This window comes from Nocardioides sp. Root682, from assembly GCF_001427795.1.
In the GTDB taxonomy this organism is placed as follows: Bacteria; Actinomycetota; Actinomycetes; order Propionibacteriales; family Nocardioidaceae; genus Nocardioides.
In genome coordinates this window covers 710,905-736,487 of record NZ_LMHJ01000003.1, presented here as the reverse complement: position 1 = coordinate 736,487, position 25,583 = coordinate 710,905, and the positions used below count along the sequence as shown (strand labels likewise).

General features: G+C 69.6%; 25 protein-coding genes. 11 read left to right on the top strand and 14 right to left on the bottom strand.

Annotation, left to right across the window (positions count from 1 at the left end):
- Nucleotides 1–3: 3 nt before the first annotated feature.
- The 4 genes from ASD84_RS18820 to ASD84_RS18805 are packed head-to-tail and all read left to right on the top strand — an operon-like array spanning nucleotide 4 to nucleotide 4,396.
- The gene (locus tag ASD84_RS18820) at nucleotides 4–1,674 is read left to right on the top strand and encodes a DUF885 domain-containing protein (RefSeq protein WP_056713669.1); all 1,671 of its coding nucleotides are present in this window, start codon (nucleotides 4–6) and stop codon (nucleotides 1,672–1,674) included.
- Between the two features lie 7 nt (nucleotides 1,675–1,681).
- Nucleotides 1,682–2,770 (top strand): DNA glycosylase AlkZ-like family protein, encoded by a 1,089-nt coding sequence (locus ASD84_RS18815; RefSeq protein ID WP_056713667.1) that lies wholly within the window; start codon nucleotides 1,682–1,684, stop codon nucleotides 2,768–2,770.
- Nucleotides 2,771–2,820: 50 nt separating this feature from the next.
- A complete protein-coding gene (locus tag ASD84_RS18810) occupies nucleotides 2,821–3,357 on the top strand; it encodes a SigE family RNA polymerase sigma factor (protein ID WP_056713664.1) in 537 nt (178 codons plus the stop codon).
- Nucleotides 3,350–4,396, top strand: coding sequence for a hypothetical protein (locus tag ASD84_RS18805; RefSeq protein WP_056713661.1), 1,047 nt, complete (start codon nucleotides 3,350–3,352; stop codon nucleotides 4,394–4,396). The genes ASD84_RS18810 and ASD84_RS18805 overlap by 8 nt, the downstream gene beginning before the upstream one ends.
- 7 nt (nucleotides 4,397–4,403) lie before the next feature.
- On the opposite strand, the gene ASD84_RS18800 is transcribed toward ASD84_RS18805, so the two are convergent.
- Nucleotides 4,404–5,675, bottom strand: a complete 1,272-nt coding sequence (locus ASD84_RS18800; RefSeq protein WP_056713658.1) for an oxygenase MpaB family protein — start codon at nucleotides 5,673–5,675, stop codon at nucleotides 4,404–4,406.
- Between the two features lie 60 nt (nucleotides 5,676–5,735).
- On the opposite strand from ASD84_RS18800, the gene ASD84_RS18795 reads away from it, so the two are divergent.
- Nucleotides 5,736–6,329: a TetR/AcrR family transcriptional regulator gene (locus ASD84_RS18795; RefSeq protein WP_200954638.1), complete on the top strand. Its 594-nt coding sequence runs from the start codon at nucleotides 5,736–5,738 to the stop codon at nucleotides 6,327–6,329.
- A gap of 71 nt (nucleotides 6,330–6,400) precedes the next feature.
- Here the strand turns inward: ASD84_RS18795 and ASD84_RS18790 are convergent, their stop codons facing one another.
- Nucleotides 6,401–6,652: a hypothetical protein gene (locus ASD84_RS18790; protein ID WP_056713654.1), complete on the bottom strand. Its 252-nt coding sequence runs from the start codon at nucleotides 6,650–6,652 to the stop codon at nucleotides 6,401–6,403.
- Between the two features lie 12 nt (nucleotides 6,653–6,664).
- Nucleotides 6,665–7,576 carry a mycothiol conjugate amidase Mca gene (gene mca / locus ASD84_RS18785; protein WP_056713651.1) on the bottom strand — a complete coding sequence of 304 codons (912 nt, stop codon included), beginning with the start codon at nucleotides 7,574–7,576 and terminating at the stop codon, nucleotides 6,665–6,667.
- Between the two features lie 41 nt (nucleotides 7,577–7,617).
- On the opposite strand from mca, the gene ASD84_RS18780 reads away from it, so the two are divergent.
- Complete coding sequence (locus ASD84_RS18780) at nucleotides 7,618–8,025, top strand: DUF4307 domain-containing protein (protein ID WP_056713649.1); 408 nt, start codon at nucleotides 7,618–7,620, stop codon at nucleotides 8,023–8,025.
- A 75-nt stretch (nucleotides 8,026–8,100) separates the two neighbouring features.
- Nucleotides 8,101–8,613 carry a transcription elongation factor GreA gene (greA, locus tag ASD84_RS18775; RefSeq protein ID WP_056713646.1) on the top strand — a complete coding sequence of 171 codons (513 nt, stop codon included), beginning with the start codon at nucleotides 8,101–8,103 and terminating at the stop codon, nucleotides 8,611–8,613.
- Here the strand turns inward: greA and ASD84_RS18770 are convergent.
- The 3 genes from ASD84_RS18770 to ASD84_RS18760 all read right to left on the bottom strand — a co-directional run bounded on the left by ASD84_RS18770 (nucleotide 8,610) and on the right by ASD84_RS18760 (nucleotide 13,170).
- The gene (locus ASD84_RS18770) at nucleotides 8,610–9,926 is read right to left on the bottom strand and encodes an AI-2E family transporter (RefSeq protein ID WP_235531175.1); all 1,317 of its coding nucleotides are present in this window, start codon (nucleotides 9,924–9,926) and stop codon (nucleotides 8,610–8,612) included. The two genes, greA and ASD84_RS18770, sit on opposite strands and share 4 nt — an antisense overlap.
- Nucleotides 9,927–9,966: 40 nt before the next feature.
- Nucleotides 9,967–11,907 (bottom strand): fatty acid desaturase, encoded by a 1,941-nt coding sequence (locus tag ASD84_RS18765; protein ID WP_056713642.1) that lies wholly within the window; start codon nucleotides 11,905–11,907, stop codon nucleotides 9,967–9,969.
- A gap of 90 nt (nucleotides 11,908–11,997) precedes the next feature.
- Nucleotides 11,998–13,170, bottom strand: a complete 1,173-nt coding sequence (locus ASD84_RS18760) for a cystathionine gamma-synthase (RefSeq protein ID WP_056713639.1) — start codon at nucleotides 13,168–13,170, stop codon at nucleotides 11,998–12,000.
- A 55-nt stretch (nucleotides 13,171–13,225) separates the two neighbouring features.
- Between ASD84_RS18760 and ASD84_RS18755 the strand changes: the two genes are divergently transcribed.
- On the top strand, nucleotides 13,226–14,176 hold the full coding sequence (locus ASD84_RS18755; protein WP_056713635.1) for a DUF5995 family protein: 951 nt from the start codon (nucleotides 13,226–13,228) through the stop codon (nucleotides 14,174–14,176).
- Nucleotides 14,177–14,180: 4 nt separating this feature from the next.
- Here ASD84_RS18755 and ASD84_RS18750 read toward each other — a convergent pair whose 3' ends face one another.
- Complete coding sequence (locus tag ASD84_RS18750; RefSeq protein ID WP_056713632.1) at nucleotides 14,181–14,549, bottom strand: type II toxin-antitoxin system death-on-curing family toxin; 369 nt, start codon at nucleotides 14,547–14,549, stop codon at nucleotides 14,181–14,183.
- Nucleotides 14,549–14,764, bottom strand: a complete 216-nt coding sequence (locus ASD84_RS18745; protein ID WP_200954637.1) for a ribbon-helix-helix protein, CopG family — start codon at nucleotides 14,762–14,764, stop codon at nucleotides 14,549–14,551. Before ASD84_RS18745 ends, ASD84_RS18750 begins: the two co-directional genes overlap by 1 nt.
- A 125-nt stretch (nucleotides 14,765–14,889) precedes the next feature.
- Between ASD84_RS18745 and msrA the strand changes: the two genes are divergently transcribed.
- The gene (gene msrA, locus ASD84_RS18740) at nucleotides 14,890–15,540 is read left to right on the top strand and encodes a peptide-methionine (S)-S-oxide reductase MsrA (protein WP_056713628.1); all 651 of its coding nucleotides are present in this window, start codon (nucleotides 14,890–14,892) and stop codon (nucleotides 15,538–15,540) included.
- A 25-nt stretch (nucleotides 15,541–15,565) separates the two neighbouring features.
- Here msrA and ASD84_RS18735 read toward each other — a convergent pair whose 3' ends face one another.
- Complete coding sequence (locus ASD84_RS18735; protein ID WP_056713626.1) at nucleotides 15,566–18,667, bottom strand: M14 family metallopeptidase; 3,102 nt, start codon at nucleotides 18,665–18,667, stop codon at nucleotides 15,566–15,568.
- A 142-nt stretch (nucleotides 18,668–18,809) separates the two neighbouring features.
- On the opposite strand from ASD84_RS18735, the gene ASD84_RS18730 reads away from it, so the two are divergent.
- Nucleotides 18,810–20,171, top strand: a complete 1,362-nt coding sequence (locus ASD84_RS18730) for an ABC1 kinase family protein (protein WP_056713624.1) — start codon at nucleotides 18,810–18,812, stop codon at nucleotides 20,169–20,171.
- A gap of 15 nt (nucleotides 20,172–20,186) precedes the next feature.
- Here the strand turns inward: ASD84_RS18730 and ASD84_RS18725 are convergent, their stop codons facing one another.
- Genes ASD84_RS18725 through ASD84_RS18705 form a run of 5 tightly spaced genes read right to left on the bottom strand, consistent with a single transcriptional unit; the run spans nucleotide 20,187 to nucleotide 24,212 of the window.
- Nucleotides 20,187–20,966, bottom strand: a complete 780-nt coding sequence (locus ASD84_RS18725; protein WP_056713622.1) for a TSUP family transporter — start codon at nucleotides 20,964–20,966, stop codon at nucleotides 20,187–20,189.
- Nucleotides 20,967–20,993: 27 nt separating this feature from the next.
- Nucleotides 20,994–21,491 carry a hypothetical protein gene (locus ASD84_RS18720; protein WP_056713619.1) on the bottom strand — a complete coding sequence of 166 codons (498 nt, stop codon included), beginning with the start codon at nucleotides 21,489–21,491 and terminating at the stop codon, nucleotides 20,994–20,996.
- Nucleotides 21,491–23,305 (bottom strand): alpha/beta hydrolase, encoded by a 1,815-nt coding sequence (locus tag ASD84_RS18715; RefSeq protein ID WP_056713617.1) that lies wholly within the window; start codon nucleotides 23,303–23,305, stop codon nucleotides 21,491–21,493. The genes ASD84_RS18720 and ASD84_RS18715 overlap by 1 nt, the downstream gene beginning before the upstream one ends.
- The gene (locus ASD84_RS25355) at nucleotides 23,305–23,631 is read right to left on the bottom strand and encodes a hypothetical protein (RefSeq protein ID WP_162251563.1); all 327 of its coding nucleotides are present in this window, start codon (nucleotides 23,629–23,631) and stop codon (nucleotides 23,305–23,307) included. The genes ASD84_RS18715 and ASD84_RS25355 overlap by 1 nt, the downstream gene beginning before the upstream one ends.
- Nucleotides 23,622–24,212 (bottom strand): hypothetical protein, encoded by a 591-nt coding sequence (locus ASD84_RS18705; protein ID WP_056713613.1) that lies wholly within the window; start codon nucleotides 24,210–24,212, stop codon nucleotides 23,622–23,624. Before ASD84_RS18705 ends, ASD84_RS25355 begins: the two co-directional genes overlap by 10 nt.
- Before the next feature lie 143 nt (nucleotides 24,213–24,355).
- Here ASD84_RS18705 and ASD84_RS18700 point away from each other — a divergent pair, with 143 nt between their 5' ends.
- Entirely contained in the window at nucleotides 24,356–25,573 is a 1,218-nt protein-coding gene (locus tag ASD84_RS18700) for a serine hydrolase domain-containing protein (protein ID WP_056713611.1), read from the top strand.
- Nucleotides 25,574–25,583: the final 10 nt, after the last annotated feature.

Sequence of the window (25,583 nt, the reverse complement as noted above, 5' to 3'; positions counted from 1 at the left end):
CCCATGACGCGACTCGTGGACGCCCGCACCGACCAGTTCGTCGAGGACGTGGCCGCACTCGACCCCCTCACCGCGACGTACGCCGGGATCCCCGGCCACGAGCACGAGCTGCCGGACTACTCCCCCGACGGCTTCGCGGCCAGCGAGGAGCTGTACCGCCGCGCCTTCGCCGACGTCGCCGCGATCGAGGCCAGCGACGCCCGTGAGCAGGTCGCCAAGGACGCCTTCCTCGAGCGCGTCGGACTGACCGTTGAACGCGCGGACGCCCGCGTGGACCGCAGCGAGCTCTCGGTGATCAGCAGCGCCCTCCACGAGGTCCGCGGGATCTTCGACCTGATGCCGACCGGGACCGACGACGAGTGGGACGCGATCGGGCAGCGGTTGAACGCGGTCCCCGCTGCCCTGGACGGCTACCGCACCACGCTCCTGGAGGAGGCGAAGGCCGGACGCGTCTCCGCTCGGCGCCAGTACGTCGAGGTGGCCAGCCAGGTGCGCGGCTGGACCGGGCAGGAAGGTGCCGCCGGCGACTACTTCCAGAAGGCCGTCAGCGCGGCGCCTGACGCGCTCAAGCCGGCATTGACCCGGGCCGCCGAAGCGGCATCGGCGTCGTACGCCGAGTTCGGCCGGTTCATCGAGACGGACCTGCAGCCCCGGGGCCGCGAGACCGACGGCGTCGGCCGCGAGGCCTACTCTCTCGCGTCCCGCTACTTCCTCGGCGCCACCGTCGACCTCGAGGAGACCTACGCCTGGGGCTGGGAGGAGCTCAAGCGGATCGAGGACGACATGGCCTCGACCGCCCAGCGGATCGTCACCGGTGGTTCGGTCGCCGACGCCGTGGCCGCGCTCGACGCCGACCCGGCCCGCGACTGCGGCAGCCGCGAAGCCTTCCAGGAATGGATGCAGACGAAGTCCGACGCGATCCTCGCCGACTTCGACGGCGTGCACTTCGACATCGCCGAGCCGATCCGCACCCTGGCCTGCAAGGTCGCGCCCACCAACGACGGTGGCGCCTGGTACTCCCCGCCCACCGAGGACTTCTCCCGCCCCGGCACCATGTGGTTCTCCTTCACCGACGACCACAAGCGGTACTCCACGTGGCGCGAGACGACCACCGTCTTCCACGAGGGAGTGCCCGGCCACCACCTGCAGTGCGCGCAGGTCGTCCACCAGGCCGAGCTGCTCAACCGCTGGCAGCGGTTGCTGTGCTGGGTGAGCGGCCACGGCGAGGGCTGGGCGTTGTACGCCGAACGGCTGATGGACGAGCTGGGCTACTTCGCCGATCCGGGCGACCGGCTCGGCTTCCTCGACATGCAGGGCTTCCGCGCCGCGCGGGTCATCGTCGACATCGGCGTGCACCTCGGGCTGACGATCCCGGCCGACAACCCGTTCGGCTGGCGACCCGGCGAGGTCTGGGACGCCGACAGGGTCCTCGAGTTCATGCGCGCGCACTCGCGGATGGATGACGGCTCGCTGAAGTTCGAGGTCAACCGGTACCTCGGCTGGCCGGGCCAGGCGCCGTCGTACAAGGTCGGGGAACGGATCTGGCTCGACGCCCGCGCCGACGCACAGGCTCGCCACGGCTCGGCGTTCGACCTCAAGGCGTTCCACACCGCCGCGCTCGACCTCGGCTCCCTCGGGCTGGACCCGTTGAAGGCCGCGCTGTCCCGTCTGTGAGGTCGTCGTGATTCGGCTCGATCGACAGCAGGCCCGGCGGATCGCCGTCCGGGCACAGCTGCTGGACGCGTGGCGGCCGGAGTCACTGGTGGCGACGGTCGACCACCTCACGCTGCTGCAGGTCGACCCGACCGCCGCGATCGCGCCGAACGTCGACCTGGTTGCCTGGTCACGGCTCGGCGCCGGCTACTCGCCCTCGGACCTGCGCTTCGCGCTCGAGGAGGAGCGCTCGCTGATCGAGCACGGTTCGTACGTCCGGGTGATGGACGACGTCGTCCTCGACCTGGCCACGGTCCGGCACTGGGGCCGCCACGACCGGGCTCTCGAGTGGATGGCGGCGAACGCGGCCTTCCGGGCCGACGTCCTCGCGCGGGTGCGGGACACCGGGCCCGTGGTCGCCGGCGACGTGCCCGACACCGCCGTCGAACCCTGGCAGTCGACGGGCTGGACCCACGACAAGAACGTCGTGCTCATGCTCGAGTTCCTGATGATGTTCGGCGAGCTGGCGATCAGTGGCCGGCGCGGCCGGCTCCGCTGCTTCGACCTTGCCGAGCGGGTCCACCCCGCCGACCTCACCCTCCCCTCGTACGACGACGCACGCGCCGAGATCGCCAGCCGGCGACTGGCCTCGCTCGGGATCGCCCGGGCCAGGCCGGCCGCCCAGTTCTCCGAGATCGTCGAGGTGGGCGACATCGGCGAGGAGGCCGAGGTCGACGGCGTCGCAGGCACCTGGCGCATCGACACCGACGCGCTCGCGGCGTCCGAGGGGCCGTTCGAGGGCCGGTGCGCGCTGCTGTCGCCGTTCGACCGCCTCGTGTACGACCGCGACCGGGCGCGCGACCTGTTCGACTTCGAGTACGTCCTGGAGATGTACAAGCCAGCGGCGAAGCGGCGGTGGGGCTACTTCGCCCTCCCGATCCTGTACGACGACCGGCTGGTCGGGAAGCTCGACGCGAAGGCCGACCGCAAGGCCGGACTGCTGCGGGTCCACGCGATCCACGAGGACTTCCCGTGGGACCCGGCCGTCGGTGACGCGGTCGAGGCCGAGGTGCAGGCACTCGCCGACTGGCTGGGCCTGGAGGTCACCCGCGGTTGACGACAACCATCCTCCGCACCCAGCCCGTCCTGAGGTGTGGAGGTGGTGAGATGCGCGAGGCTGTGCCCGTGCTCGTCAACGAGGAGACCGGCGGTGTGCCGACGTTCGAGGAGTACGTCGCCGCACGCAGCCAGGCGTTGTGGCGCAGTGCGTGGCTGCTCACCGGTGACCGACACAAGGCCGAGGACCTCGTCCAGACCGCCCTGATGAAGTGCTGGCGCCGCTGGGACAGCATCGCCGACGGCGGCGCCGTCGACGCCTACGTACGACGGACGATGCTCACGACCTACACCGACTGGTGGCGGCGCCGCTGGAACGGCGAGGTGCCCACCGGCACGCTGCCGGACCGGCCTGCGAACGGCCTGGCCGACGGACACGACGCAGGGGTCCGCCAGGACGTGCTGGCGGCACTCGCCGGCCTTCCGCGCGGCCAGCGGGCGGTCGTCGTGCTCCGGTTCTTCGACGACCTCACCGAGGCGCAGACGGCCGCGACGCTCGCGATCAGCGCCGGCACGGTGAAGAGCCAGACCTCGCGCGCACTACGCGCCCTCCGCACATCCGGACTCCTGGAGGAGACCCATGACTGACGAGACCCGACTGCGCAGCCTGTTGCAGGCCGCGGTCCCCGACGACGCATCGACCCTCGACCCGCAGACGGTCAGCACAGCCGCCCGTAGCGCCCGCCACCGCAGCCGACTGATCGGTCTGGGCGCGGCCGCCGCGACGGTCGCGGTCATCGGCACGGTTGCGGTCGTCTCCACCCAGGGCCCCGACAGGGGCCGCGCAGCCGACGACTCCGGCACGACGGCGCCGTACGACGCCCCGGCCTGCCCGGCCACGCTCCCCGAACTCAACGACGCGAACCAGACGACCGGCAACCTCGATGGCCTCACCAGCGTGCGCCTGTGCCCGGATCTCGGCCGTGCGATGGCCTCGCCCATGTCGGCCGCGGACCAACGCAGCGTCCTCGCCGGCATGGATGCTCTCGTCGAGGATCTCGAGGGACTCCGCGCAGCGCTGGCAGCGTCGCCCGAGCCCGACCCTGGGCGTTGCGCCACGATCTCGGTCCTCAACTCCCGCCAGTCCCTGTTGTTCACGATGGGCAACCACTCCACCATCGTCCCCACCATCCTTTGCGGAACGATCCAGGTCGAAGGCAACGCAGTCGACGGCGGCGATCTCGCAAGGGCGTTCCTGTCAGCACTCGATCGGCAACGCGACGAGCTCGACTACCACCGCGACTACACCGGCCCCCTCGGTTGTGACCAGGTGGACACGAGCAGCCCAGCCCGACCAGGCCGAGAGCACCTCGTCGCCGCCGTGATCTGCCCACCCCGCACCGACGACGGTTCAGCGCGGGAAGCCACGCGACTCGACGACGACCAACTGGCCGCACTGGAGGCGGCCTGGCAGAACCCGGGGGATGTGGCCGAGGACCTCAACGACTTCGGCGAGAACACCTGTACCGAGCTCGAGGATCCGTCCTCCACCCTCCTGGCCGCCACCGACCATGGCGACGTCGTCCGCCTCACCGAGAGCCCGTGCGGATTCCTCTACTGGAGCAGCTGGGAGCTTGGCGAGGGCAAGGCGCTCCCCACCACCCTCAAGGACTTGGGGCTCGACTGAACCGGTCTCACACCTTGATCTTGCCGACGTCCTCGGGCTTGCCCTCGAAGTAGCTGTCCAGCACCCACTGGGTACGACGCCCGCCCCACCGCGTCAGCCAGTCCTTGCCACCGGGCAGTCGACCGATGACGCGGTACCGCACGGTGTTGAGGCCGACGAGGTAGGTGTGGGCCCACGGTGGGCGCATCGGCAGTCCGAGCTCGCGCATGCTCTCGGGCCCGAGGAACACGGTCAGCATCGACAGCAGTCGCTCACGCTCGAAGAGGCGGCGCGGACCTTGCAGCGCCGCCGGGACGCCCGGGAAGGTGCGCTCGGCCTGGGCAGCGACGACCGCCTGCGCGAGCTTCGGCCCCGCGTCGGAGATCGGCCCCTGGGCGAGGAGCACGTGGTAGTCGAGCCGGTGGCGCGCCCATTCGTCGTCGACGAGGAAGTCGTCGGCGACACCGATCAGCCAGCCGACGTACTTCCACAGGTGCATGACGGCGCGCGACTCGTGCTTGTCGATCGGCACACCCAGGGCGCGCGAGCCGATGAGCAGGACGCCGTCGAACAGCCCGAGCGTCGAGGCCTGGTCGGCCTGGTTGATCGGGAGTCCCCAGGTCGCTGAGTCCCACTGCGGCTCGAAGGCGTGGTTCACCATCGCGTGCATGACCCGGACGTGCAGGGTCAGCCGCCAACCCTCGCCTGCCGGCACTCCGGGGCGCGGCGCCTCCAGCGCGCCCGGCTCGGTCAGGGCGGCACCCCACTTCTGGGTCTCGGCCAGCCGTCGCAGCGTTGCCCCACCCGTCAGGGCGCCGGTCGCGACGAGCAGGTCCGTCGGCCCACCGAAGCGGTAGCCACCGACCAGGGAGAGCTGCAGCAGGACGTCCTGCGCGTTCTGCCCGAGCCGACGGAAGACCCGCGCACCCTCCTCGACCAGCTCGCGGTCCAGCCAGTCCGGGTCGGCCTCGACCATGGAGAAGAACTCGACCAGGGCCGGCGGTGCGTCCGGCACCGACCCGACGCCGTACGCGAGGGCGTTGCGGACCTGGTCCATGGTGACCCGTCCGGGGGCACCTGCTCGCAATCGGATCGCGTCCGCGAGCCGTGCGCCCGGCTCGTCGCGCTCCGTCATCGCCTCGCCGATCCGTGCCAGGAGGTCGTCATCGACATCCTTCACGCGACCGACCAGCTTCAGCGGGCGGCCCAGGCGGCGGTTGCGCTCGCCCCCCGCCATGAAGCGGGACGGGGGCGCGGACGACAACGGCATCTCGGGGGTGACGGCAGCCTCTGTGCTCATGCTCCATGATGACGCGAGCAATTACTCGCATTCAAGTCGCAACCGCACTACGCTCAGCGCGTGCGCAAGGCTCCCCAGCAGGCCCGGTCCCGCGAGATGGTCGAGCGGATCATCACCGCAGGGCGAGGCGTGCTCGTCAAGGACGGGTACGACGCCTTCAGCACCAATCGCGTCGCGACTGCTGCGGGGATCAGCCCCGGGTCGCTCTACCAGTACTTCCCGGACAAGGCCGCGGTCCTCGACGTGGTCATCGACCGCTACTGGGAGCAGGTGGCCGAGAGCGTGGCGGCCTCATTGACCGACCGGATCGGCAGCGTCGGCGTGGACGCCGTACGCGACACCGCCGACGCCCTCGTGGCCGCGCTCGAGGTCGACCCTGCGCTGTTGCGGGTGATGGCCGAGGAGCTGCCGCTGGCCCGCAACAAGGCCCGCCGCACCGTCCTCGAGAAGCGGGTGAGCGACCTGGCGTCGATCTACTTCGCTGCCCGACCGGAGACGAGTCGCCGACCGTCCCCCGCGATCACGGCCTGGGTGCTGGTGATCAGCCTCGAGGCGCTGGCCACGCGCTGGGTGCTCGACCAGCCGAGCGCCCTGGGCCGCGAGCAGCTGCTCGAGGAGATGGTGGCCCTCGTGATGGGCTACCTGCAGCCCTGACGAGCGCCTGCGTCAGCTGTGGCGGCCGGTGAGCGCCAGGCCGAAGCCGAGGAGCTGGTCGGCGCCAACCATCAGGAGCCCTGCCCGTTGGGCGCAGCCTCGTTGTCGTCCGCAGCCGGCACGTCGCCGTAGACGCCCTGGTCCTTGGCCTTGCCCGCCTTGCGCAGGCTGCGCGTGAGGAACCAGCCGATGACCGCCACGGCGAGGATCAGGAACATGAAGACGGTGAAGCCCATCCACCCCGCGACCACGTCGTTGTCGTCAGGCGCCTTCGGCTCGGCGCTGATCACGAGGGAGACGAGGGAGACAGCGAGCGCGTGCATGACGTCAGTCTCTCAGGCGTCGACCGGTGCCGGCGCAGCGATGCCCGCGAACAGGTCGTCCTCGGGCAGCTCGGAGGTGACGTGGCTGGCCACCAGCTCGAAGTCCTCGGTGGGCCACACCTTCTCCTGCAGCTCGCGCGGGATCGCGAACCAGAAGCCGTCCGGATCGATCTGGGTGGCGTGCGCGAGCAGTGCCTGGTCGCGGACTCCGAAGTAGTCGCCGCACGGCACCCGGGTGGTGATCCGCGCGTCCCAGTCCGGCTCGCGCTTCCACTCCGCCAGGCGCTCCGCCCACGGCGACTCCAGGTCGTGCTCGACCATCGCGTCGTGCAGCGCCTGCATCCGCGGCCGGTTGAACGAGTGGTGGTAGTACAGCTTCAGCGGCTGCCAGGGCTCCCCCGCGTCGGGGAACCGGTCCGGGTCGCCCGCGGCCTCGAAGGCAGCGACGCCCACCTCGTGGCAACGGATGTGGTCGGGGTGCGGGTAGCCACCGCGCTCGTCGTACGTCGTGATGACATGGGGACGGAACTCGCGGACGTGCCGCACGAGGCGCTCGGTCGCCTCCTCGAGCGGGACCAGACCGAAGCAGCCGTCGGGAAGCGGCGGCTTGGGGTCACCGTCGGGCCAGCCGGAGTCCACGAACCCCAGCCAGGTCTGGCTGACGCCGAGGATGTCGCGGGCCCGCTCCATCTCCTGGCGACGGACCTCGGTGATGTTCGCGAGGATGTCGGGACGGTCCATCTTCGGGTTCAGGATCGACCCACGCTCACCGCCGGTGCAGGTCACCACGCGCACCGACGCGCCCTCGGCGACGTACCTCGCCGTGGAGGCCGCGCCCTTGCTCGACTCGTCGTCGGGGTGAGCATGGACGTGCATCAACCGCAGCCCGGAGCGGTCGATCGCGGGCGCGTGCGTGGTGGGCATGCCCCCCATCGTAGAAACAGACCGCGTGGGACCATGAACCGGTGAGCTCTCTCGACACCCTTGCCGGTCGGTACGGCGCCCCGTCGCGCGTACGACGGCTGGCGGTGATCGTCGTCGCGGCTGCTGTTTCGCTCACCTTCCTCGGCTGGCTGCTGTGGGCGATGCTCTACCAGGCGGACCCGGCGGTGTCCTCCCAGGAGATCGGCCACCAGGTGATCGACGACCACAACGCCACCATCGAGGTGCGCGTCCAGTACGGCGACGAGCCGGTCGACGCCGAGTGCGACCTGCGCGCGATCTCGCACGACAAGGCGGTCGTCGGCGAGCTCACCTTCGAGCCCGACCCGGCCGACGGGCCGACGTACGACATCGCGATCAAGACGCACCGACGCGCGACGACGGTGGAGTGGATCGGCTGCCGGACCGAAGGTCAACCGCGGTATCGCTGAACAGCGTTCCAGCGACAGGTAGACTCATTCGTTCTGTATCCGAACGGATGCACGACGAGCAGTACAGGAGTTCACATGACGCAGACCGACCAGACCGGCGGCGCCAACACCATCTGGCTGACCCAGGACGCCTTCGACAAGCTGCAGGCGGAGCTGGCGCACCTCAAGGGACCGCGCCGGGCCGAGATCGTGTCCGAGATCAGTGCTGCCCGCGACGAGGGCGACCTCAAGGAGAACGGCGGCTACCACGCCGCCCGCGAGGAGCAGGGCAAGAACGAGCTCCGGATCCTCCAGCTCGAGGACATGCTCCGTCGTGCCGAGGTCGGCGAGACGCCGCCGGACGACGGCATCGTGGAGCCCGGCATGGTCGTGACCTACAAGTTCGAGGGCGATGCCGACGACGAGGCGGAGTCCTTCCTCCTCGGCGCGCGCGAGATCGACCCGGGCGACGGCCTGACCGTCTACTCCCCGCAGTCGCCGCTCGGCCAGGCGATCAACGGCCGCAGCAAGGGCGAGACGGTGAGCTACGAGGTCAACGGGCGACCGCAGACCGTCGTCATCCTCGACGCCAAGCCGTTTGCCGGCTAGGCGACCAAGGGTTCCTCCGGACCGTCCGTCCCCTCGGGGGCGGGCGGTTCGGCCATTTCAGCCAGGTGCAGCACGACGGCATTGGCTGCCGCGGCCAGCGGTACGGCGACCAGGGCCCCCGCGATCCCCGCAACCAGGACGCCACCGGCAATCGCCAGGATGACGCCGAGCGGGTGCAGCGAGACCCAGCGTCCGAGCAGGAACGGCTGCAGGATGTGGCCCTCCAGCTGCTGGACGCCGATGACGACGGCGAGCATCAGCAGTGCGGTCAGCGGCCCCTGGTCGACCAGGGCGACGAGGATCGCGACGCTGCCCGCGATGGAGGCACCGATCATCGGGACGAACGCACCGAGGAACACCAGCACACCGATCGCCAGCACGAACGGCACGTTGAGGATGGCTGCTCCCAGGGCGATGCCGGCCGCGTCCACGAGCGCGACCAGCACCGTCGCCCGCACGAACTGGACCAGCGAGATCCACGCGACCTTGCCCGAGCTGTCGACCCGCTCCCGGGCCGCGCGCGGCGCGATGCGCACCATCCACGACCAGATCCGGTCGCCGTCGGCGAGGAAGAAGTACGTCGCGAACACCGCGATGAAGAAGCCGGCCACGACGTGGCCCAGCGCCGCACCGACCTCGGTGACCTGGCTGAGCACCTCGCCGTTCTGGGACCTGTCCCGGATCATGTCCTGGGCGTTCTTGATGTAGTCGTTGATCTGGGAGTCGCTGGCATTGAGGGGCCCGTCGCGCAGCCAGTTCCGGATCTCCTGGAGGCCCTGCACCGTCGAGTCGGCGAGGTCGTTGGCGCCCGAGGCCACCTGCTGCCCGGCGAACGTGAGCAGGGCACCCACGATCGCGAACCCGGTGATCACGACCAGCAGCGCCGAGAGGCCGCGCGGGACACCGACCCGGGTCAGCGCACGGACGAACGGTGCGGCCAGCGCACTGATCAGCAGCGCCACCGCGATCGGGATCGTGACGACGGCGAAGAAGCCGAGCAGACGCATCAGCAGGTAGGTCGCCGCGGCGATGATCAGCAGCCGCCAGGCCCAGCCCGCGGCGAGGTCGAGCCCGAACGGCACCTCGGCCCGCCGGAAGTTCGACGGACCGGTGGCGAACACGGGCGCCTCGGCCCGCCGCTCCTCGCGACGTTCCTCGCGGACGAGGGCCCACTGGTGCGCGAAGCGCCGGAAGAGCCGTTCCTCGCGCTCCTCGTCCGTGGGACCCAGCGGGGGCTCGGGACCCGCGTCGGGCTCCGTGGCTTCCGTGGCTTCCGTGGCGTCCTCGGGTTCGGTCGGGGCGTCGCTGGTCACCGCCACAGGTTAGTGCGCCACCACACACCCGGCGCCACGCTCAGGCGTCGTAGTCGAGCCTGAGCTCCTCGGTGACCGGGTGCGCCTGGCAGGTGAGGACGTAGCCGGTCGCGACCTCGTCGTTGTCCAGCGCGTGGTTCTGGTCCATCACGGCCTTGCCCAGCAGCACCTTCGCGCGGCAGGTGCCGCACGCGCCACCGGCGCAGGAGTACGGCGGCTCGAGGCCCTGCTGCAGGGCGGCGTCCAGGATCGTGTCGCCGGAGGACCGCAGCTCGAAGGTGCTCTCCACGCCGTCCAGGGCAACGGTCACCTGGCTCTCGACGTCGATGGCGAGGTCGACGTGGGCCTGTTCGGTGTGGAAGACCTCCGTCAGGACTCGGCCCGGGAGCGCCGCCGACAGGCTCTCGACCAGCTGTTGCGGGCCGCAGAGGAACCAGGCATCGACGTCCTGGGGCACCAGCTCGCGCACGAGGTCGGCAGTGATCCGCCCGGAGTGCGCAGCACCCGGTTCGCGGGAGAGCACGTGGTGGACAGTCAGCCGATCGCCGAGCTCGTGCAACTCGGCCCAGAACATCGTCGAGTCCGAGGTGCGGTTGCCGTAGACCAGCGTGAAGCTGCTCTCCGGCTCGGTCTCGAGCGTGGTGGTGATGTTGGACAGGATCGCGGTGATCCCCGAACCCGCGGCCACCGCCGCGTAGGTCCGCTTCGCGGCCGGCTCGAGGGCGGTGTGGAAGCGACCCGTCGGTGACATCACGTCGAGGATGTCGCCGGCCTGCAGCTGGTTGTTGACGTAGGTCGAGAAGCGACCGCCCTCGATCTGCTTGACGGCGACGCGCAAGGTGCCCTCGGAGACCGGAGCGGTGATCGAGTACGACCGGCGCACCTCCTCGCCGTCGATGATGGCGCGCAGCGTGATGTGCTGGCCCTGCACGTAGCGGTACTCGTGGGCCAGGTCGGCCGGGACGTCGAAGGTGACGACGCTGCTCTCGGACGTCAGCGGTGCGACCGAGCGCACCCGCAGGGCGTGGAACAGCGGACGCTGCGCACCGGCCCGATCAGGCGTGGCACGCAGGTCCTCGGTGATGCGCCGCCAGGTGCGGTACTCACTCGGCGTCAACGAGCGTCCGAACCAGGTCGAGATGGCCGCGTTGCGGTCGAGGTAGGCCTGCTCGTTGCGACGCCAGGCACGCACGTAGCGGTAGAACGGGATGCTCGGGTGCAGGTGATGGATCAGGTGGTAGTTCTGGTAGACGAACAGCGGGGTCAGCCAGGCCTCGCCCCCGACCCGGACCCGCGTGGCCTGGTACTTGTCGTCGCGCTGGGTCGCGGTCAGTCCGTGGTGCGGCAGGTAGTCGAACCACCAGGCGAGGATGCCGAGCCCGATCCGCTGTCCGATCAGGAAGGTGGCGAGCTCCCCGGCGTACGACGTCGTGAACAGCCAGCCGAACGTGCCCATCACCGTCGCGAACGCGAGGACGGTGGGCACGGACTCGGACTTCGGCCGCTCGAAGATCCGCCGCAGGTAGAAGACGAGGTACCAGAGGTCGATCGACATCCACCGGAACGGCAGCTGCCACCACGGGCCCTCGCTGGTCCAGCTGTCCGGGTCCACCGACTTGGGCTCGTTGGTGTTGCGGTGGTGCTCGATGTGGATGAACTTGATCATCGGGAACGTCGTGTACGTCGCGACGAACGGCTGCGAGAGGTGCCCGAACAGGTTGTTCAGGCGAGTGTCGGTGCTGATCGCGTGGTGCGTCGCCTCGTGCAGCACGCTGAACATGAGGAACGTGACCGCGGCGCCCATCGGGATGGTCAGCCAGGGGGTCCACCCTCCGGCGAGCACGCCGTACACCTCGGCGACGAAGAGCGCGAGCGTGCCGACGTACAGAGCGGCGGTGGGCCCGGCGAGGCCGGGGACCTTCTCGCCGGGGTCGGGCAGGCCGAGGACCCGCTGCTGGCCGGGCGCGGTGCTGACGGTCATGAAACCTGCTTTACAGTCTCGACGGACTTGTAAAGTCTCATGGACGCACGGGCCCTGACAAGTCCCCTGTCGCCGGTCAGACGACGGCGGTCAGACGACCGCAGCCAGTGCTCGGTCCAGGTCGGCCAGCAGGTCGTCCGCCGTCTCGATCCCGACGCTGAGCCGGACCAGGTCCGCCGGCACCTCGAGATCGGTGCCCGCGACGCTCGCGTGCGTCATCCGGCCGGGGTGCTCGATCAGCGACTCCACGCCGCCGAGGGACTCCCCCAGCGTGAACACCTGCGTGGCCGCGCACACGGCGAGCGCCTGCTCCTCACCACCGTTGACGCGGAAGGAGATCATGCCGCCGTACCGCTTCATCTGGCGCGACGCGACCTCGTGGCCGGGGTGCTCGGGAAGACCCGGGTAGATCACCTGGCTGACCGCGGGGTGGGTCGAGAGGTACGCCGCGATCTTCTCGGCGTTGTCGCAGTGCCGCTCCATCCGCAGCGCCAGGGTCTTCAGTCCACGCAGCACCAGCCACGCGTCGAACGGACCGGCCACTCCCCCGATCGCGTTCTGGTGGAAGCCGATCTTCTCGGCCAGCTCTGCGTCGTCGACGACGAGCGCACCGCCGACGACGTCGGAGTGCCCACCGGCGTACTTGGTGGTCGAGTGGACGACGACGTCGGCACCGAGCGCCAGCGGCTGCTGGAGGTACGACGACGCGAAGGTGTTGTCCACGACGAGCCTCGCGCCGGCTTCATGGGCGACGGCGGCGATCGCTTCGATGTCGCCGATCGAGAGCAGCGGGTTGGTGGGGGTCTCGAGCCAGACCAGTTTCGTCTCGCCGGGCCGGATCGCGGCACGCACCGCGTCGAGGTCGGTGACCGGCGCCGGGCTGTGGGTCAGGCCCCACGCGGTCGCGATCTTGTCGAAGAGCCGGAAGGTGCCGCCGTAGGCGTCGTTGGGGAGCACGACGTGGTCGCCCGGTCGGCACAGCGCGCGGACCAGGGTGTCCTCGGCGGCCAGGCCCGACGCGAAGGCGTAGCCGTGCGCGGCGCCCTCGAGAGCGGCCAGCGTCGACTCCAGGGCGGTCCGGGTCGGGTTGGCCGAGCGGCTGTACTCGTAGCCGTTGCGCAGCCCGCCGACGCCGTCCTGGGCGTAGGTCGACGTCGCGTAGATCGGCGGGATCACGGCGCCGGTGGTGGGGTCCGGCTCGTAGCCGGCATGGATGGCCCGGGTCTCGAAGCCAGCAGTGTCAAGGTGCTCGCGGTTGCTCACCCCCCGAGCCTAGCGAGCAGCGTCACGACGACCGGTCTCGCTCGTTCAACCTCTTGTGACCGCGCACCGCCGCTTGTTCGTCGCCCTGCTCACCACCGTGCTCCTGATCGGCGGGATCGGGGTCGGCACACCGGCCGCGTCCGCCGACGACACCGGCGGATCGGGCGATCCGGACCCGCTGCGCGGGCTGGTGCTGCCGGTGTTCGACGGACTGATCGGCCTGTTCGCGCCACTGCCGCTCCCCGCGACGCCGTACACCGGGAACGTCTGCGTCAGCGGTGCCGATGCCTGCATCGACGACGTCGTCGACCGGATGGAGGTGCGGCTGGACCGACGGTCGACGAGCTGCGCCCACTCCTCGATCTTCTCGCTGGCCTACCTGCGGGTGACCGAGAACGTGCGCGACGCCGTCCGGACCGGCTACTTCGCCGACCGGGCCTGGCTCAACCGCGTGGACGCCGTGTTCGCCGAGCTCTACTTCGACGTCACCAGCAAGTGGGAGTCCGGCCAGCGCACCGGCCTCCCGATGGCCTGGCAGATCGCACTCAAGGCCGAGGACGACCGGGCGATGAGCGGGCTGGGCAACTTCATGCTGGCCATGAACGCGCACATCAACCGCGACTTCCCGCACGTGCTGGCCACCGTCGGGCTGACCGGCCCGGACGGCAGCCACAAGGCCGACCACAACCGCTACAACAACCGTCTCGACACCCTCTACGGTCCGGTGTTCGCCGAGGAGGCACGCCGCTTCGACCCGACCTTCGACGACATCGACGCGGGCACCGTCGAGGAGACCGCGGCTGGCCTGATCATGCGCGGCTGGCGCGAGATGGTCTGGCGGCACGCCGAGGCCCTCACGCTCGCGAAGACCCCTGCGCAGCGCAAGCTCGTCGAGCAGGAGATCGAGCTCTACTCGGTCCTCCAGGCTCGGCTCATCAGGGCCGTGCTGGTCGCCAACCCGACGAAGCGCGACGCGTGGTGCGCCGTGCACGGCCACGACAACTGATCGCTCAGCTTCGCGGCGCGCTCTCGAGCACTGCTGCAATGTCGGCCACTTCGACATGGTCGGCAGCCACCCGCATGACCAGCGCGAAAGCGTCCTCGTCGGTCATCTCGATGACCGTGTCATTGATCCGCAGGAAGACGTCGGCCGCGAGCCACGCCAGCCGCTTGTTGCCATCCACCAGCGCATGGTTCTGGCAGATCGAGTGCAACAGGGCGGCCGCCTTCTCGAAGAGCGACGGATAGGCATCGTCGCCGAACACCGAGGTCCGAGGGCGTGCGACCGCCGCTTCGAGCAGCCCTGGATCCCGCACCGGTCCGGCGCGAAGGTCCTGGGTCAGGGTGAGCAGATCCTCGAGGTCTAGATACTCGACCATCACACGGAGCCGAGGCGATCGAGCACGTCACCCCACCGGTCGCGCGACGCTGCCGAGGCAGCGGCAACCTTCGAACGGTGCTGCGTGCGCGCCTGCATCTCAAGGATCGCAGCGCGGACGATCTCCTGCTTGGACACCCCGCGCGCCTCGCTGAGCTCGGCCAGGGCAGCCTCGAGCTCGGCATCGGTGCGCAGGGTGAAGGCCATGGTCGTCATGGTACTCCTCGTCGGTATCAGCGTGATACCACGATCTCCCCGGGTCCCGCCCGCCGCAACCGCGTTTCCACAGGTCTTTGCCGTGAAGCCGGTGTGAGCCTTGCCTGCCCGGAGAGAATGGAGGCATGTTCTCCCGCCGCAAGTCCGAGATGGTCGACCCTGCCCAGGCCCTGCCTGGCCGCGCTGCTCCCGCATTCGCGCTCCCCCCTCTCCACGAGGTCCTGCACACGCCCCTGGTGACCGGCCCCGCCGACGGCGACGTCCCCGACGGCCTCGAGGCCGCCGTCTTCGCCCTCGGCTGCTTCTGGGGCGCCGAGGAGATCTACTGGCAGGTCCCCGGGGTCTGGTCGACGTCGGTCGGGTACGCCGGCGGCATCACCCCGCACCCGACGTACGAGGAGGTCTGCAGCGGACGGACCGGACACACCGAGGCCGTCCGGATCGTCTTCGACCCTGATGTCGTCTCCTACGCCGACCTGGTGAAGAAGTTCTTCGAGGTCCACGACCCGACCCAGGGCATGCAGCAGGGCAACGACCACGGCACCCAGTACCGCTCGGCGATCTACTTCACCAGCCCCGAGCAGGAGACCACCGCCCGCGAGCTCACCAAGGTGTACGGCGAGGAGCTGGCCGGTCGCGGCTTCGACCCGATCACCACCGAGATCGCCCCGGCAGCGGAGTACTACTACGCCGAGCCGCACCACCAGCAGTACCTGCACAAGGTGCCGCACGGCTACCGCTGCCACGCCTCCACCGGGATCGCGTTCCCGCGCTGACCCCGGTGTTGTCGAGAGCTCCTCGCTAGTCGAGCAGGTACGACATCACCTTGGCGACGAAGTCGTTGCGCTGCGCCTGTGTGGTCAAGCCCTCGGTTCCAAAGCCGGTGAAGACGGAATCGTCGGTGACCGTCGCCGCGCCCTCGTCGAACGCTTCCTGGGTGCGCAGCCAGGTGTTCGTCTGGCGCGAGCCGGCCGGAGCGGCCGGGACGGTCCAGCCGTCCAGGCCACCTTCGAACGAGGTCTCGTGCACGGCGGATCCGTCGACGACCACCTTGGCGTCATCGACGAACGCTCCCAGGCCCTCGGTCCCCCAGTCGGTCACGTAGCTGATCGAGACCTCGACCGACTTCCCGGCGAAGGACGACAGATCGATGTCCCAGTCCTGCCAGCCACCGCTGTTCCCGCTCGCCGCGTTCCAAGTGCCTGTCGAACCCGTCGACGAGCAGTCAGCACCTTGATAGTGCGCGAGCTGCGGGTGGATCACGACCCAGCCCTCGGGGCACGACTCGCCGGTGTAGGTGTCGGTGTGGCCGTTCGCATCGGGCAGCGTCGTCCAGTTGTCGGTCCCGACCTCACGGGCCTCGACCATCACGTAGTCCCAGTCCCGTTCGGTGTCGAACGAGAACGCGAACTCGAGCGATGCCGAGGTGGCACCGGTCAGGTCGATCGTGCGGTCCAGCCGCTTGAAGCCTTGGTCGGCGTTCTGGCTGAACAGGTACCAGTCGCCGGCGTGCGGGTCGTAGGGCGCAGCGCCGGGACGGTCCCAGTCGAGCGGCGCCGAGCTCGCGAACTGCGGGAAGGTTGCCGCAGGCAGGACACTGGACGTGGACACCAGACCACCGGTGTGGCGCTGGTTGTCGGCGGAGTCGCCGCCGTTGAAGGTGCCCGTGAAGCCGTCGAACGGACTCGCGGCCGCACCCGAGACCGCGAAGGGGTTCCCGGCGTCGTCGGTCCCGCCGTCGCTGACGTAGTTGTAGGCGCCGAGCCAGTACTGCTGGAAGTCATTGAACAGCTGGACGCAGGGAGCGACCCCGGGCGTGGTGCACTCCGGCGGTGCGAACGGGTTGAACCAGAAGCTCCCGTTCGTCGCCTGGGCGAACTGGTTGTACTGGCCGGTGACGAGCGCCTTGCCGCCCTCGTTGAGGTAGTCGCGCACGGTGATCTCCAGCTGCTGCGCCAGGTCATCGGCTGTTCCCGCCACCTGGCCGACCGCGCGGGTGACGACGTCGTCGCCGGACTCCCAGACGATCGCGTCGTAGTGACCGAGGACGCCCAGGTGGTGCGGAGCCGTTCGGCCGTTGACGTCCACGTCATACACATCGGAGCTGTAGCCGGCTGCGGACAGCGCGGCGGCGTAGGCGTCGGCGTACTTGGCATTGGTCACTCCCTGCGCCGGGCTCAGGCCCGTCACGTCCTCAGCGGCAAGGATGAGGACGTCACCCCCGATGTCGTTGGCCACCGTGTAGGTGAACGGCACGCTGGACACCGTCTTCTTGCCCTTGACCCCGGTGAACCAGACCTTGACCGAGTTGCCCGGCGCGGTACCGGTGACGGTGCCGCGGAACTCCGCGTAGTACGTGTCGCCGGTGTCGCCGTAGCGCTCGCCGCCTGCCCAGGCTGTCACCGGAGCAGTCCTGGTCGGGCCGCCGTTGACGGAGTACTTCAGGGCCTTGTTCGTCAACGCGCGCTTGGCGATGACAGCCACCTTCTGCGTGGTTCCGTAGGACACCGGGAACGGATCGGCAACGAGATCGGTGGCCGTGCGACCGATCGAGGACACCGGGTCGTCCGGGTCCTTCGCAGACCTGGCCAGCGAGAGTGCGAACGGCAGGTTCTTCGTGAACTCCGCCTGGATCAGGCCCTCGTCGTCGGGGAAGTTGAACACGCTGATGCAGTCCTCGGGCAACCACTCGTCGTCGGCGACGGCGTTCGACGCCGTCGCACAGGTCGACATCTCCGGGGTGAAGCTGAGGATGCCGCTGGTGTCGGTCGCGTGCCCGTCGGTCTCGCCGTTGGTCGTGTAGAGCTCCGCCGAGAGGTCCGGGTCATAGCCGGCGATGGCGGAGTGCGCGTCGTCGCCCGCGAGCGCCTCGAGGATCACGTCGTCCGGCGACGGAGTGCCGACCTGCCAGCCAATGCCGTAGAGCAGCAGCTCGGCCGCGGAGTGGTAGTTGATCAGGTATTCGAAGTCGACCCTGTCGAAGAGCTCGTCGAGCGCCTGGGTCTCCGGCTCGGAAGCCGGACCGGTCCCGCGGTAGGTCTCGCTGGCCGGGTCGTTCGAGGAGCCCTCGTTGTCCCAACCCCACTTGGTCGGGTAGTTCCTGTTCGGATCGACGCCGTCCGCGGCCGTGATGACGTGGTCGCCATCGTTGTCACGGAGGTTCTTGCGCCACAGCCGGTTGGTGCTGAACGTGTAGTCGTAGCCGTCCGGGTTCAGCACGGGAACGAACCACAGCTCGGTCCCGTCGACCACGGACCTCAACTGCTTGTTGGTCGAGTACCCGTCGAGGAAGTAATGCATCAGCCGGCGGACCTGCTCGGTGGTGATCCACTCGCGTGCGTGCTGGGCGCCCGCGTAGAGCACCGACGGGCGGCTGCCGTCTCTGGACTTCCTGGCGTCCTTGGTGATCTTGACGCCGAGGATCTGCTGGCCATTGAGGCTGTGGCCAACGACCACCAGCTTGGCGATCTTGGGGTTTGCGGCGACCGCTGCACGGAGCTCATCGGCGATGCCGCCGGGCTCGCTGTAGGACCGGAAGGTGTTGAAGCCTGCTGCCAGCTCGGCGCGCGCTGCCGCCGAGGCGGGCTTGCCGTGCACCTTCTTGACGTTCACCTTCAGGCCCTGGGAACGGAGCTTGGCGGCCTGGCGCCCGGTGATGACCGTTTCGAGCTTGACCGTGCCGTTGGCGCCCTTGCCCTGGACGACGTGATCGGTGTCGACACCGATCTCCTGGAGTGCGTCGATGCCGGTGCCGGAGGTCTCGACGACGTACACCTCGAGGTCGTCGGTGCCGGGTCTCGGCGCCCCTCCAGGAGCAGGTAGCGCCGTCGACGCCAGCGGCGCGGAGATCAGGAGCCCGGCGACGAGGCCGGCCAGGGCAACAGGAACAGTCAGTCGTCGCATGTGCGTGCCCCCTGGGCGGGTGTAGGTCCTCCCCACCTTTCTGCGACCCGGCGAACATGTCAACCATGTCAAAAGAGGTACTGCACTGGTCCAGACCACGACCACGGGCGCCCACGCTTGCGGCGATCAGGACAATGGCGTCATGGCTGATCTTCCCCGCAAGGCCGCGGCGCGCACCGCACGTCTGGCGGCCCTGCCGCTGAGCTACGCGGGCCGGTCCGCGATCGGCTTCGGCAAGCGGATGGGCGGGGCATCTGCCGAGGCCGTGATGAGCGACATCCAGCAGCGCACGGCCGAGCAGCTGTTCCGCACCCTCGGGGAGCTCAAGGGCGGAGCGATGAAGTTCGGCCAGGCGTTGTCGGTGCTCGAGGCGGCACTGCCGGAGGAGATGGCGGCGCCGTACCGCGAGCACCTGACCCGGCTGCAGGACTCCGCTCCCCCGATGCCGACCCAGACCGTGCGCAACATCCTCGCCGAGGACCTCGGCGAGGACTGGAAGCAGAAACTGGTCTGGCTGGACGGCGCCCCCACCGCGGCCGCCTCGATCGGCCAGGTCCACGAGGGCAGGTGGCGTGACGCCGACGGGACCGAGCGCCGGGTCGCCGTGAAGGTGCAGTACCCCAACGCCGGCGAGGCCCTGATGTCCGACCTGCGCACCCTCGCGCGGGCCGCCCGTGCGATCGGGCCGCTGATCCCGGGCGTGGACATGAAGCCGCTCGTCGAGGAGGTCCAGGCGCGGGCGCGCGAGGAGCTCGACTACGAGCTCGAGGCCGAGGCGCAGCGGGTGTTCGCGGCGACCTTCCACGGCGACCCACAGATCGTCGTACCGGACCTAGTGGCGGTTGGTCCTCGGGTGCTGGTCACGGAGTGGCTGGACTCGGCCGGCTCGCTCGCGACCGTCATCTCTGCAGGCACGCCCGAGGAGCGCGACCACTACGGCGAGATCTTCACCCGCTTCCTGTTCTCCGGACCTGCGCGCACCGGCCTCCTGCACGCCGACCCGCACCCGGGGAACTTCCGCGTGATCCCGAACGAGGACGGCTCTCCCGGACGGATGGGCGTGCTCGACTACGGTTCGGTCGCCCGTCTCCCCCAGCGCGGACTGCCCGCGCCGATGGGTCGGCTGATCTCCCTGTGCGCGGCCGGCGACGGAGATGCCCTGATCGCCGGGTTGCGCGAGGAGGGCTTCCTGAAGGAGCGGATCAACCTCGATCCGCAGCTGTTGATGGACTACCTCTCACCGTTCGTCGAGCCGACCCTGGTCGATCGGTTCCGGTTCAGCCGGGAGTGGATGCGCGAGCAGTTCCAGCGGATCAACAACCCGAAGGACCCGGCGTACACCGTCTCGATCAAGCTCAACCTGCCTCCGTCGTACGTCCTGATCCACCGCACCTGGCTCGGCGGCGTGGGCGTGCTCAGTCAGCTGGGGGCCGAGGCACCGTTCCGCGCACTGATGGAGGAGTTCCTGCCGGGCTTCGTGGCCGTCGCACCCCGGAAGGACTGACCGGCCCCGGCCGCGTCACCAGATCCCGAGGACGCCTCCGCCGATCCGGACGATGAAGGCGCTGACCACCACGATGAAGAACACCCGCACGAACTTCGCACCCCGCGACACCGCCGTGCGCGCTCCGAGGTAGCCGCCGACCAGGTTGCAGGCGCCCATCATCAGGCCGACGTCCCACATCACTGCCCCCGTCGGGATGAACAGCAACAGCGCACCGAGGTTGGTCGCGAGGTTGGCCAGCTTGGCCTTCGCCGATGCCTGCAGGAAGTCGTAGCCCATCAGGCCGACGAGGGCGAAGACGAAGAAGCTGCCCGTGCCAGGGCCGAGGATGCCGTCGTACAGACCGATCACGAAGCCGACCCCCATCGCCGCGGCCAGGTGGCGGTGGCCGTCGAACCGGAGCTCGGTCTCCTCGCCCATCTTCGGGCGCAGCACGACGTAGGCGCCGACGGCGACCAGGGCCATCAGCACGATCGGCTCGAAGGCCTCCCGCGGGATCTTCGATGCGGCGAGCGCGCCGGTGAAGGCACCCGCCAGTGCCAGCAGCATCAACGGGCCGAAGGTCTTCGGATCCGGGCGGATCCGGCGGTAGTACGTCGCCGAGCTCGCCGCCGTACCGCAGACCGAGGCGATCTTGTTGGTGGCCAGGATCTGCACCGGACTCGCGCCCGGCAGCCCGAGCAGCAGCGCGGGCAGCTGCACGAGACCGCCGCCACCGACGACAGCGTCGACGAAACCGGCCGTCAACGCCGCCAGCGCCAGGAGCGCCAGGACGGTCAGGCTCAGGTCGCTCATCGCGACCGACCCTACGGCCTCACCGCACTACTTCCACGTCAGGTCGGCGGATCCCTGGTCCTGGTACTCGTCGGCCAGGTCGTCGGAGGTCTCGACGCAGGACGAGGTGATCTCGACCTCCGTGCCCGCGGGACCGAAGTGGAACCGGACGGTGTTCTCGTCCTTGATGCCCTCGATGATCGCGGTGTTGTCCGCGCGCTCGACCGTCCACCCGTCGGCCTCGAGGGCGCCCGCCGCCACGTCGACCATGGCCTCGGCCGACTCGTCCGCCTGTCCGAGGTGCAGCGACACCCGGTGGATGACACCGCCGGGTGCGTAGCTCTCACCGCACGTGCCGAACTCGTGAGTGCCGCTGAGGAACTCCAGGCGATTCAGCTCGGCGACCTCGTGCACGACGCCGTCCACCGCGGCCAGCGCCCGCTCTTCCACGGCTTCGACATCCTTCCGTTCGGCTTCGGGGTCACCGCTGCAGGCCGACAGGCAGGCAGCCGTCACCAGGCCGGCCGCGACAGCCCGGCCCCGCATCAGAGGAACCTCCCCGGCCCGAAACCCCTCGACAAGGAGTCCACGAATCCCTCGCCCCATGACTCGACTCCGTCCACGATCGATCCTCCTGCTCCCTTGACCGATGACTCCACGAGGTACTCGGGCAACGTCTGGTAGTGGCCCTCGTCGGTCCATCGCTCTCGCTCCTCGTCGTGGGTGACGTTGTCGTCCTGGTCGACCACGATGGCTCCCATGTTCTCCAGTGCCTCGCCCTCGAAGTAGGACGTGTGGTTGTCGAGCGCGTCCTGGATCCGTGACGAGCCGTCCCCTGTCTCGAACCTGCTGCCGCCGAACGACTCCTGGGCAGGGTCGCCACCCAGCGTCCCCGGACCGTCCTCGGCGCCCAGGAGCGACACCGGGTCGTTGTCCTTGGCTCCCACCCAGACGTCCGCGTCGGTCAGCTCCGCGGCGGTGTACTCGGGGACGCCCGGACTGCCGATCAGGATGGCGTCGTCGACGGGAAGGCCGTCCTGGAGGGCGTGGCCCACGGTCGTGGACCCGTAGCTGTGACCGATGGCCGTCAGATGGGCCCGCTCACCCTCGTCGGAGGCACGAAGCCCGTCGATGAAGTCGGAGAACCGTTCACCACCGCGGTCGGCCGCCCCCGGACCGATGACCGACCCGAAGTCGCCCAGGTCGTCGAAGCTGCCGAACGGATTGCCACTGGGAGCGTCGTAGTCGAGCCAGAAGACGGTGGCGACCGAACCGTTCGTCTGGGCGGTGGCCGCGTCGTGCAGGTCTCCGCTCCTGTCGAGGTTGCCGGGCAGGCTCGACGTCTCCGACGTCAGGCCGGGCACGTTGACCGACACGTGGTCGGCCCGGTCGGGGTCACCGAAGCTGATCGCGACACCGCCGTCGCCGCCGTGCTCGCCGGGCTTGTAGACGATCACGTGCACCAGGTGCTCGCCGGTGCGTGGATCGATGTCGTCCAGCCGGTCATTGAGCTCCTCGCGGATCACCTCGGCGTTCGCCAGGACGGCGCGCTCCTCGTCGGTCAGCTCGCCATCCGCCTCCTGACGGGTGAGCCGGTCGATGTCGCTGTAGACCGCAGCACGGTTCGCCTCGTCACGATCGCTCACCGGGATCCCGTCGGCGTTGCCGACGTCGTGGGGACGCTCGGCCATCAGCGCCTGCTTCTGGGCGCGGGACAGGGTGCGCCACCACGCGGCCAGCGCCACCGGATCGCCGACCCGGCGGTCGAAGGCGCGGCCGAGCTGGTCGGGATCGGGTCGATCGGGATCGCTCGCGGCGCGACGACCCTCGGCGATCTCGTCGACACCCTGCAACGCCCGCACGAACTGGTCCTCGGCGTCGGCCGCGTCCCCGCTCCACACCGTGATGTCGTCGATCAGGCCGGTGGCCCGCCCGCGGAGCCGACCTGCCCGCAGCTCCCAGGCATCGACGTTGACCGGGACCGCTTCGTTGCCCGCGATCTCGGCGCGAAGAGTCTCGATGTCGTCGTTCAGCTCGGTGCGGCGGGTGACCAAGGCCGATCGGCGGGTACCGAGGGTCACGAGCCGGTCCTCGAACCGGTCAGTGGCCGTGATGGCCCGCTCCAGCGCCGCCTCGGACACGTCGACCCTCCGCGCAAAGCGCGTCGTCCCGTGCTCGGCGGCCTCCCGGGCATCGCCCTGCCAACCTTCGGGGACACCTTGGGACTCGGCCCACGCCTGGACGTCCTTGACCTGCACCGTCACCGCCCGCAGGTTGTTGGCGAACGTGGCCGCCCTCGTCGAGGAGGACTCCAGCGCGGGGATCGCGTCGACCGGGGCGGGCAGCTCGATGGTCACCATCAGCGTTCCCCGATCGGTGCGGCGCGGTGAACCCAGCCGAGGAGCGCACGCGCCTTCTCCGCCGCCGCGACGTCGACGAACTCGAAGCCACCGTTCACCTCGACGAGTGCGTCGCTGTTGTCCTGGGCTGCCTCCGCGCGCCGCTTGAGCTCGTCGGTCCAGGTCGTCTGGAACGCCTCGACAGCAGAGACCACCGTCGGCGCGAAGCCGCTCGTCGATGCCTTGCCCAGCCGCCGCCATGCACCGTCGAGTCCGTCGGCAGCGTCGTCCCAGGCGACCTTGGCGGCAGTCAGGACGCCCGCCGGGACGTCAATGGTCACTGCCATGACGCCACCTCTGCCCGGACCTCGTCCTTGACGACCTGTGCGACGTCGGCGGAGACCCGCAACGGGACGCTCGTGAGCGTCACGACGGTGGCCCCCGGACCGGCAACCGCCTCGACCGCCACCTGTCCATCCGTCGCTCGCAGCATCGGGAGGCCGTCCCTCGCTCCCGGATGCAGAGCCCAGCCCTGCTCGCCCAGGTGGAGCAGGCAGCTCAGCAGGAGGTTGGTGCCCTCGTCCTGCGCGACCCCGGTGAGCGCCTTCCTCAGGACCAGTGAGCTCTGTCCCATGCCGGCTCGCCAGCGGACACTCGGAGGCGCCAGCGGCCCGTCCCCGGCCAGCAGGGGACGCAGGCCACGCCACACCTCCAGAACGGCGTCGGCAGCCCCCCGCGCCTGGTCGGCAGAGGCGTTGCCGCCCTGGGCATCCGCCGGCGGCTCGGCAGGCGGCTCAGCAGGCGGCTCAGCAGGAAGGAGGACGACGTCGACCTCGGGGTGACGACGTCGTACGACGGACCAGAACGGGTCGTCGTCTAGGACAACGGGATCGACGCGATGAAAGCGCCCGGGATTCGCTTCATTCATGCAGTGATGGGTGCCCGACCACCCCGGCGACAAACAAATGCAAATCGTTGTCCACAAAGTTGCAAGATTCGCCCTGCCCCGCTGCTCCAACAGTCACCGAGCCAAACACACCGACTGGCCCATCAACTGAAGGAGCAACTCCGATGAACCTGCGCCGCACCGCCGCCACCCTGGCCCTCGCCGCCGCCTCCCTGCCACTGGCCCTGGGGAATGCGTCCGCCGCCCACGCCGAAGAGGGCGTCTTCGCCAACACCCAGGCCAGCGTCGCCGAGATGCGCGCCTCCGTCGCCGCCCAGATGCAGGGCAAGGCGTTCGGCTGGCAGCTCTCCATCTCCCAGAACGGCACCCTCAAGGCAGCCGACGAGGGTGGCTTCGCCGTTTCGGCCGCCGACAACAACGGGGTCCCGGTCCCGATGCAGGCCTCCATGCAGATGGAGCTCGCCAGCGTCACCAAGAACGTCACCGCCGTCGCCACGATGAAGCTGCTGCGCCGCAACGGCCTGACTCCCGAGACGCTGGTGTGGCCCTACCTGCCGAAGACCTGGGACGTCAGCAAGTTCAAGCAGGTGAAGTTCCGGCACCTGCTCACGCACACCTCCGGCCTCAACCAGGCGATCACCGCGATGGCCAACCCGCCGAGCAACAACGGCTGGAACGCGATGCAGACCATCGTCGCCAACGGCACGGTCGTCGACTCGCAGCGCTCCTACAAGAACGCCAACTTCGCCATCCTGCGGATCGTCAACGCCGAGCTGTGGAACCGCAGCGGCGGCAAGAAGTACACCAACGCCGCCGAGGAGATCACCGTCAACGCGGCCAACCACACGTCGTACGTCCTGGAGTACGTGCGCGAGTTCGTCTTCAAGCCCGCCCAGATCGGTGGCATCGGCTGCATCGCCCCCGGCACCACGACCGGCGTGCGTTCGTATGCGATCAACTCCACCCAGGCGTCCAAGGGCAAGGTCCTCGGCACCGGCACCGAGGAGTGCGCCGGAGCCCGCGGCCTGGCGATGTCCTCGGCCCAGCTCGTGCAGTACCTCAGCAAGCTCCGTTCCGGCGCGATCATCTCCCAGGCCGACCTGGACTGGATGGACGAGCAGCGCGCGGGCTGGAACGAGGACTCCAACGGCGGCGACGGTGGCCAGTACGGCGGCCCGGCCAACGGCGAGGCCGACAACTGGCGCTCGCCGGGTGCCTACTGGCACGGCGGTGACCTGATCGGCGACAACCAGCCGCAGCTGCACACCTGCGCGATGACCTTCGACGACGGCACCCAGGCCACGTTGCTGGTCAACTCCGAGATGACCTCGGGCACGCAGTGCGGCGTGCTCCTCAAGGCCTGGTACGAGGCCAAGCCCTGAGCGGTGGCCG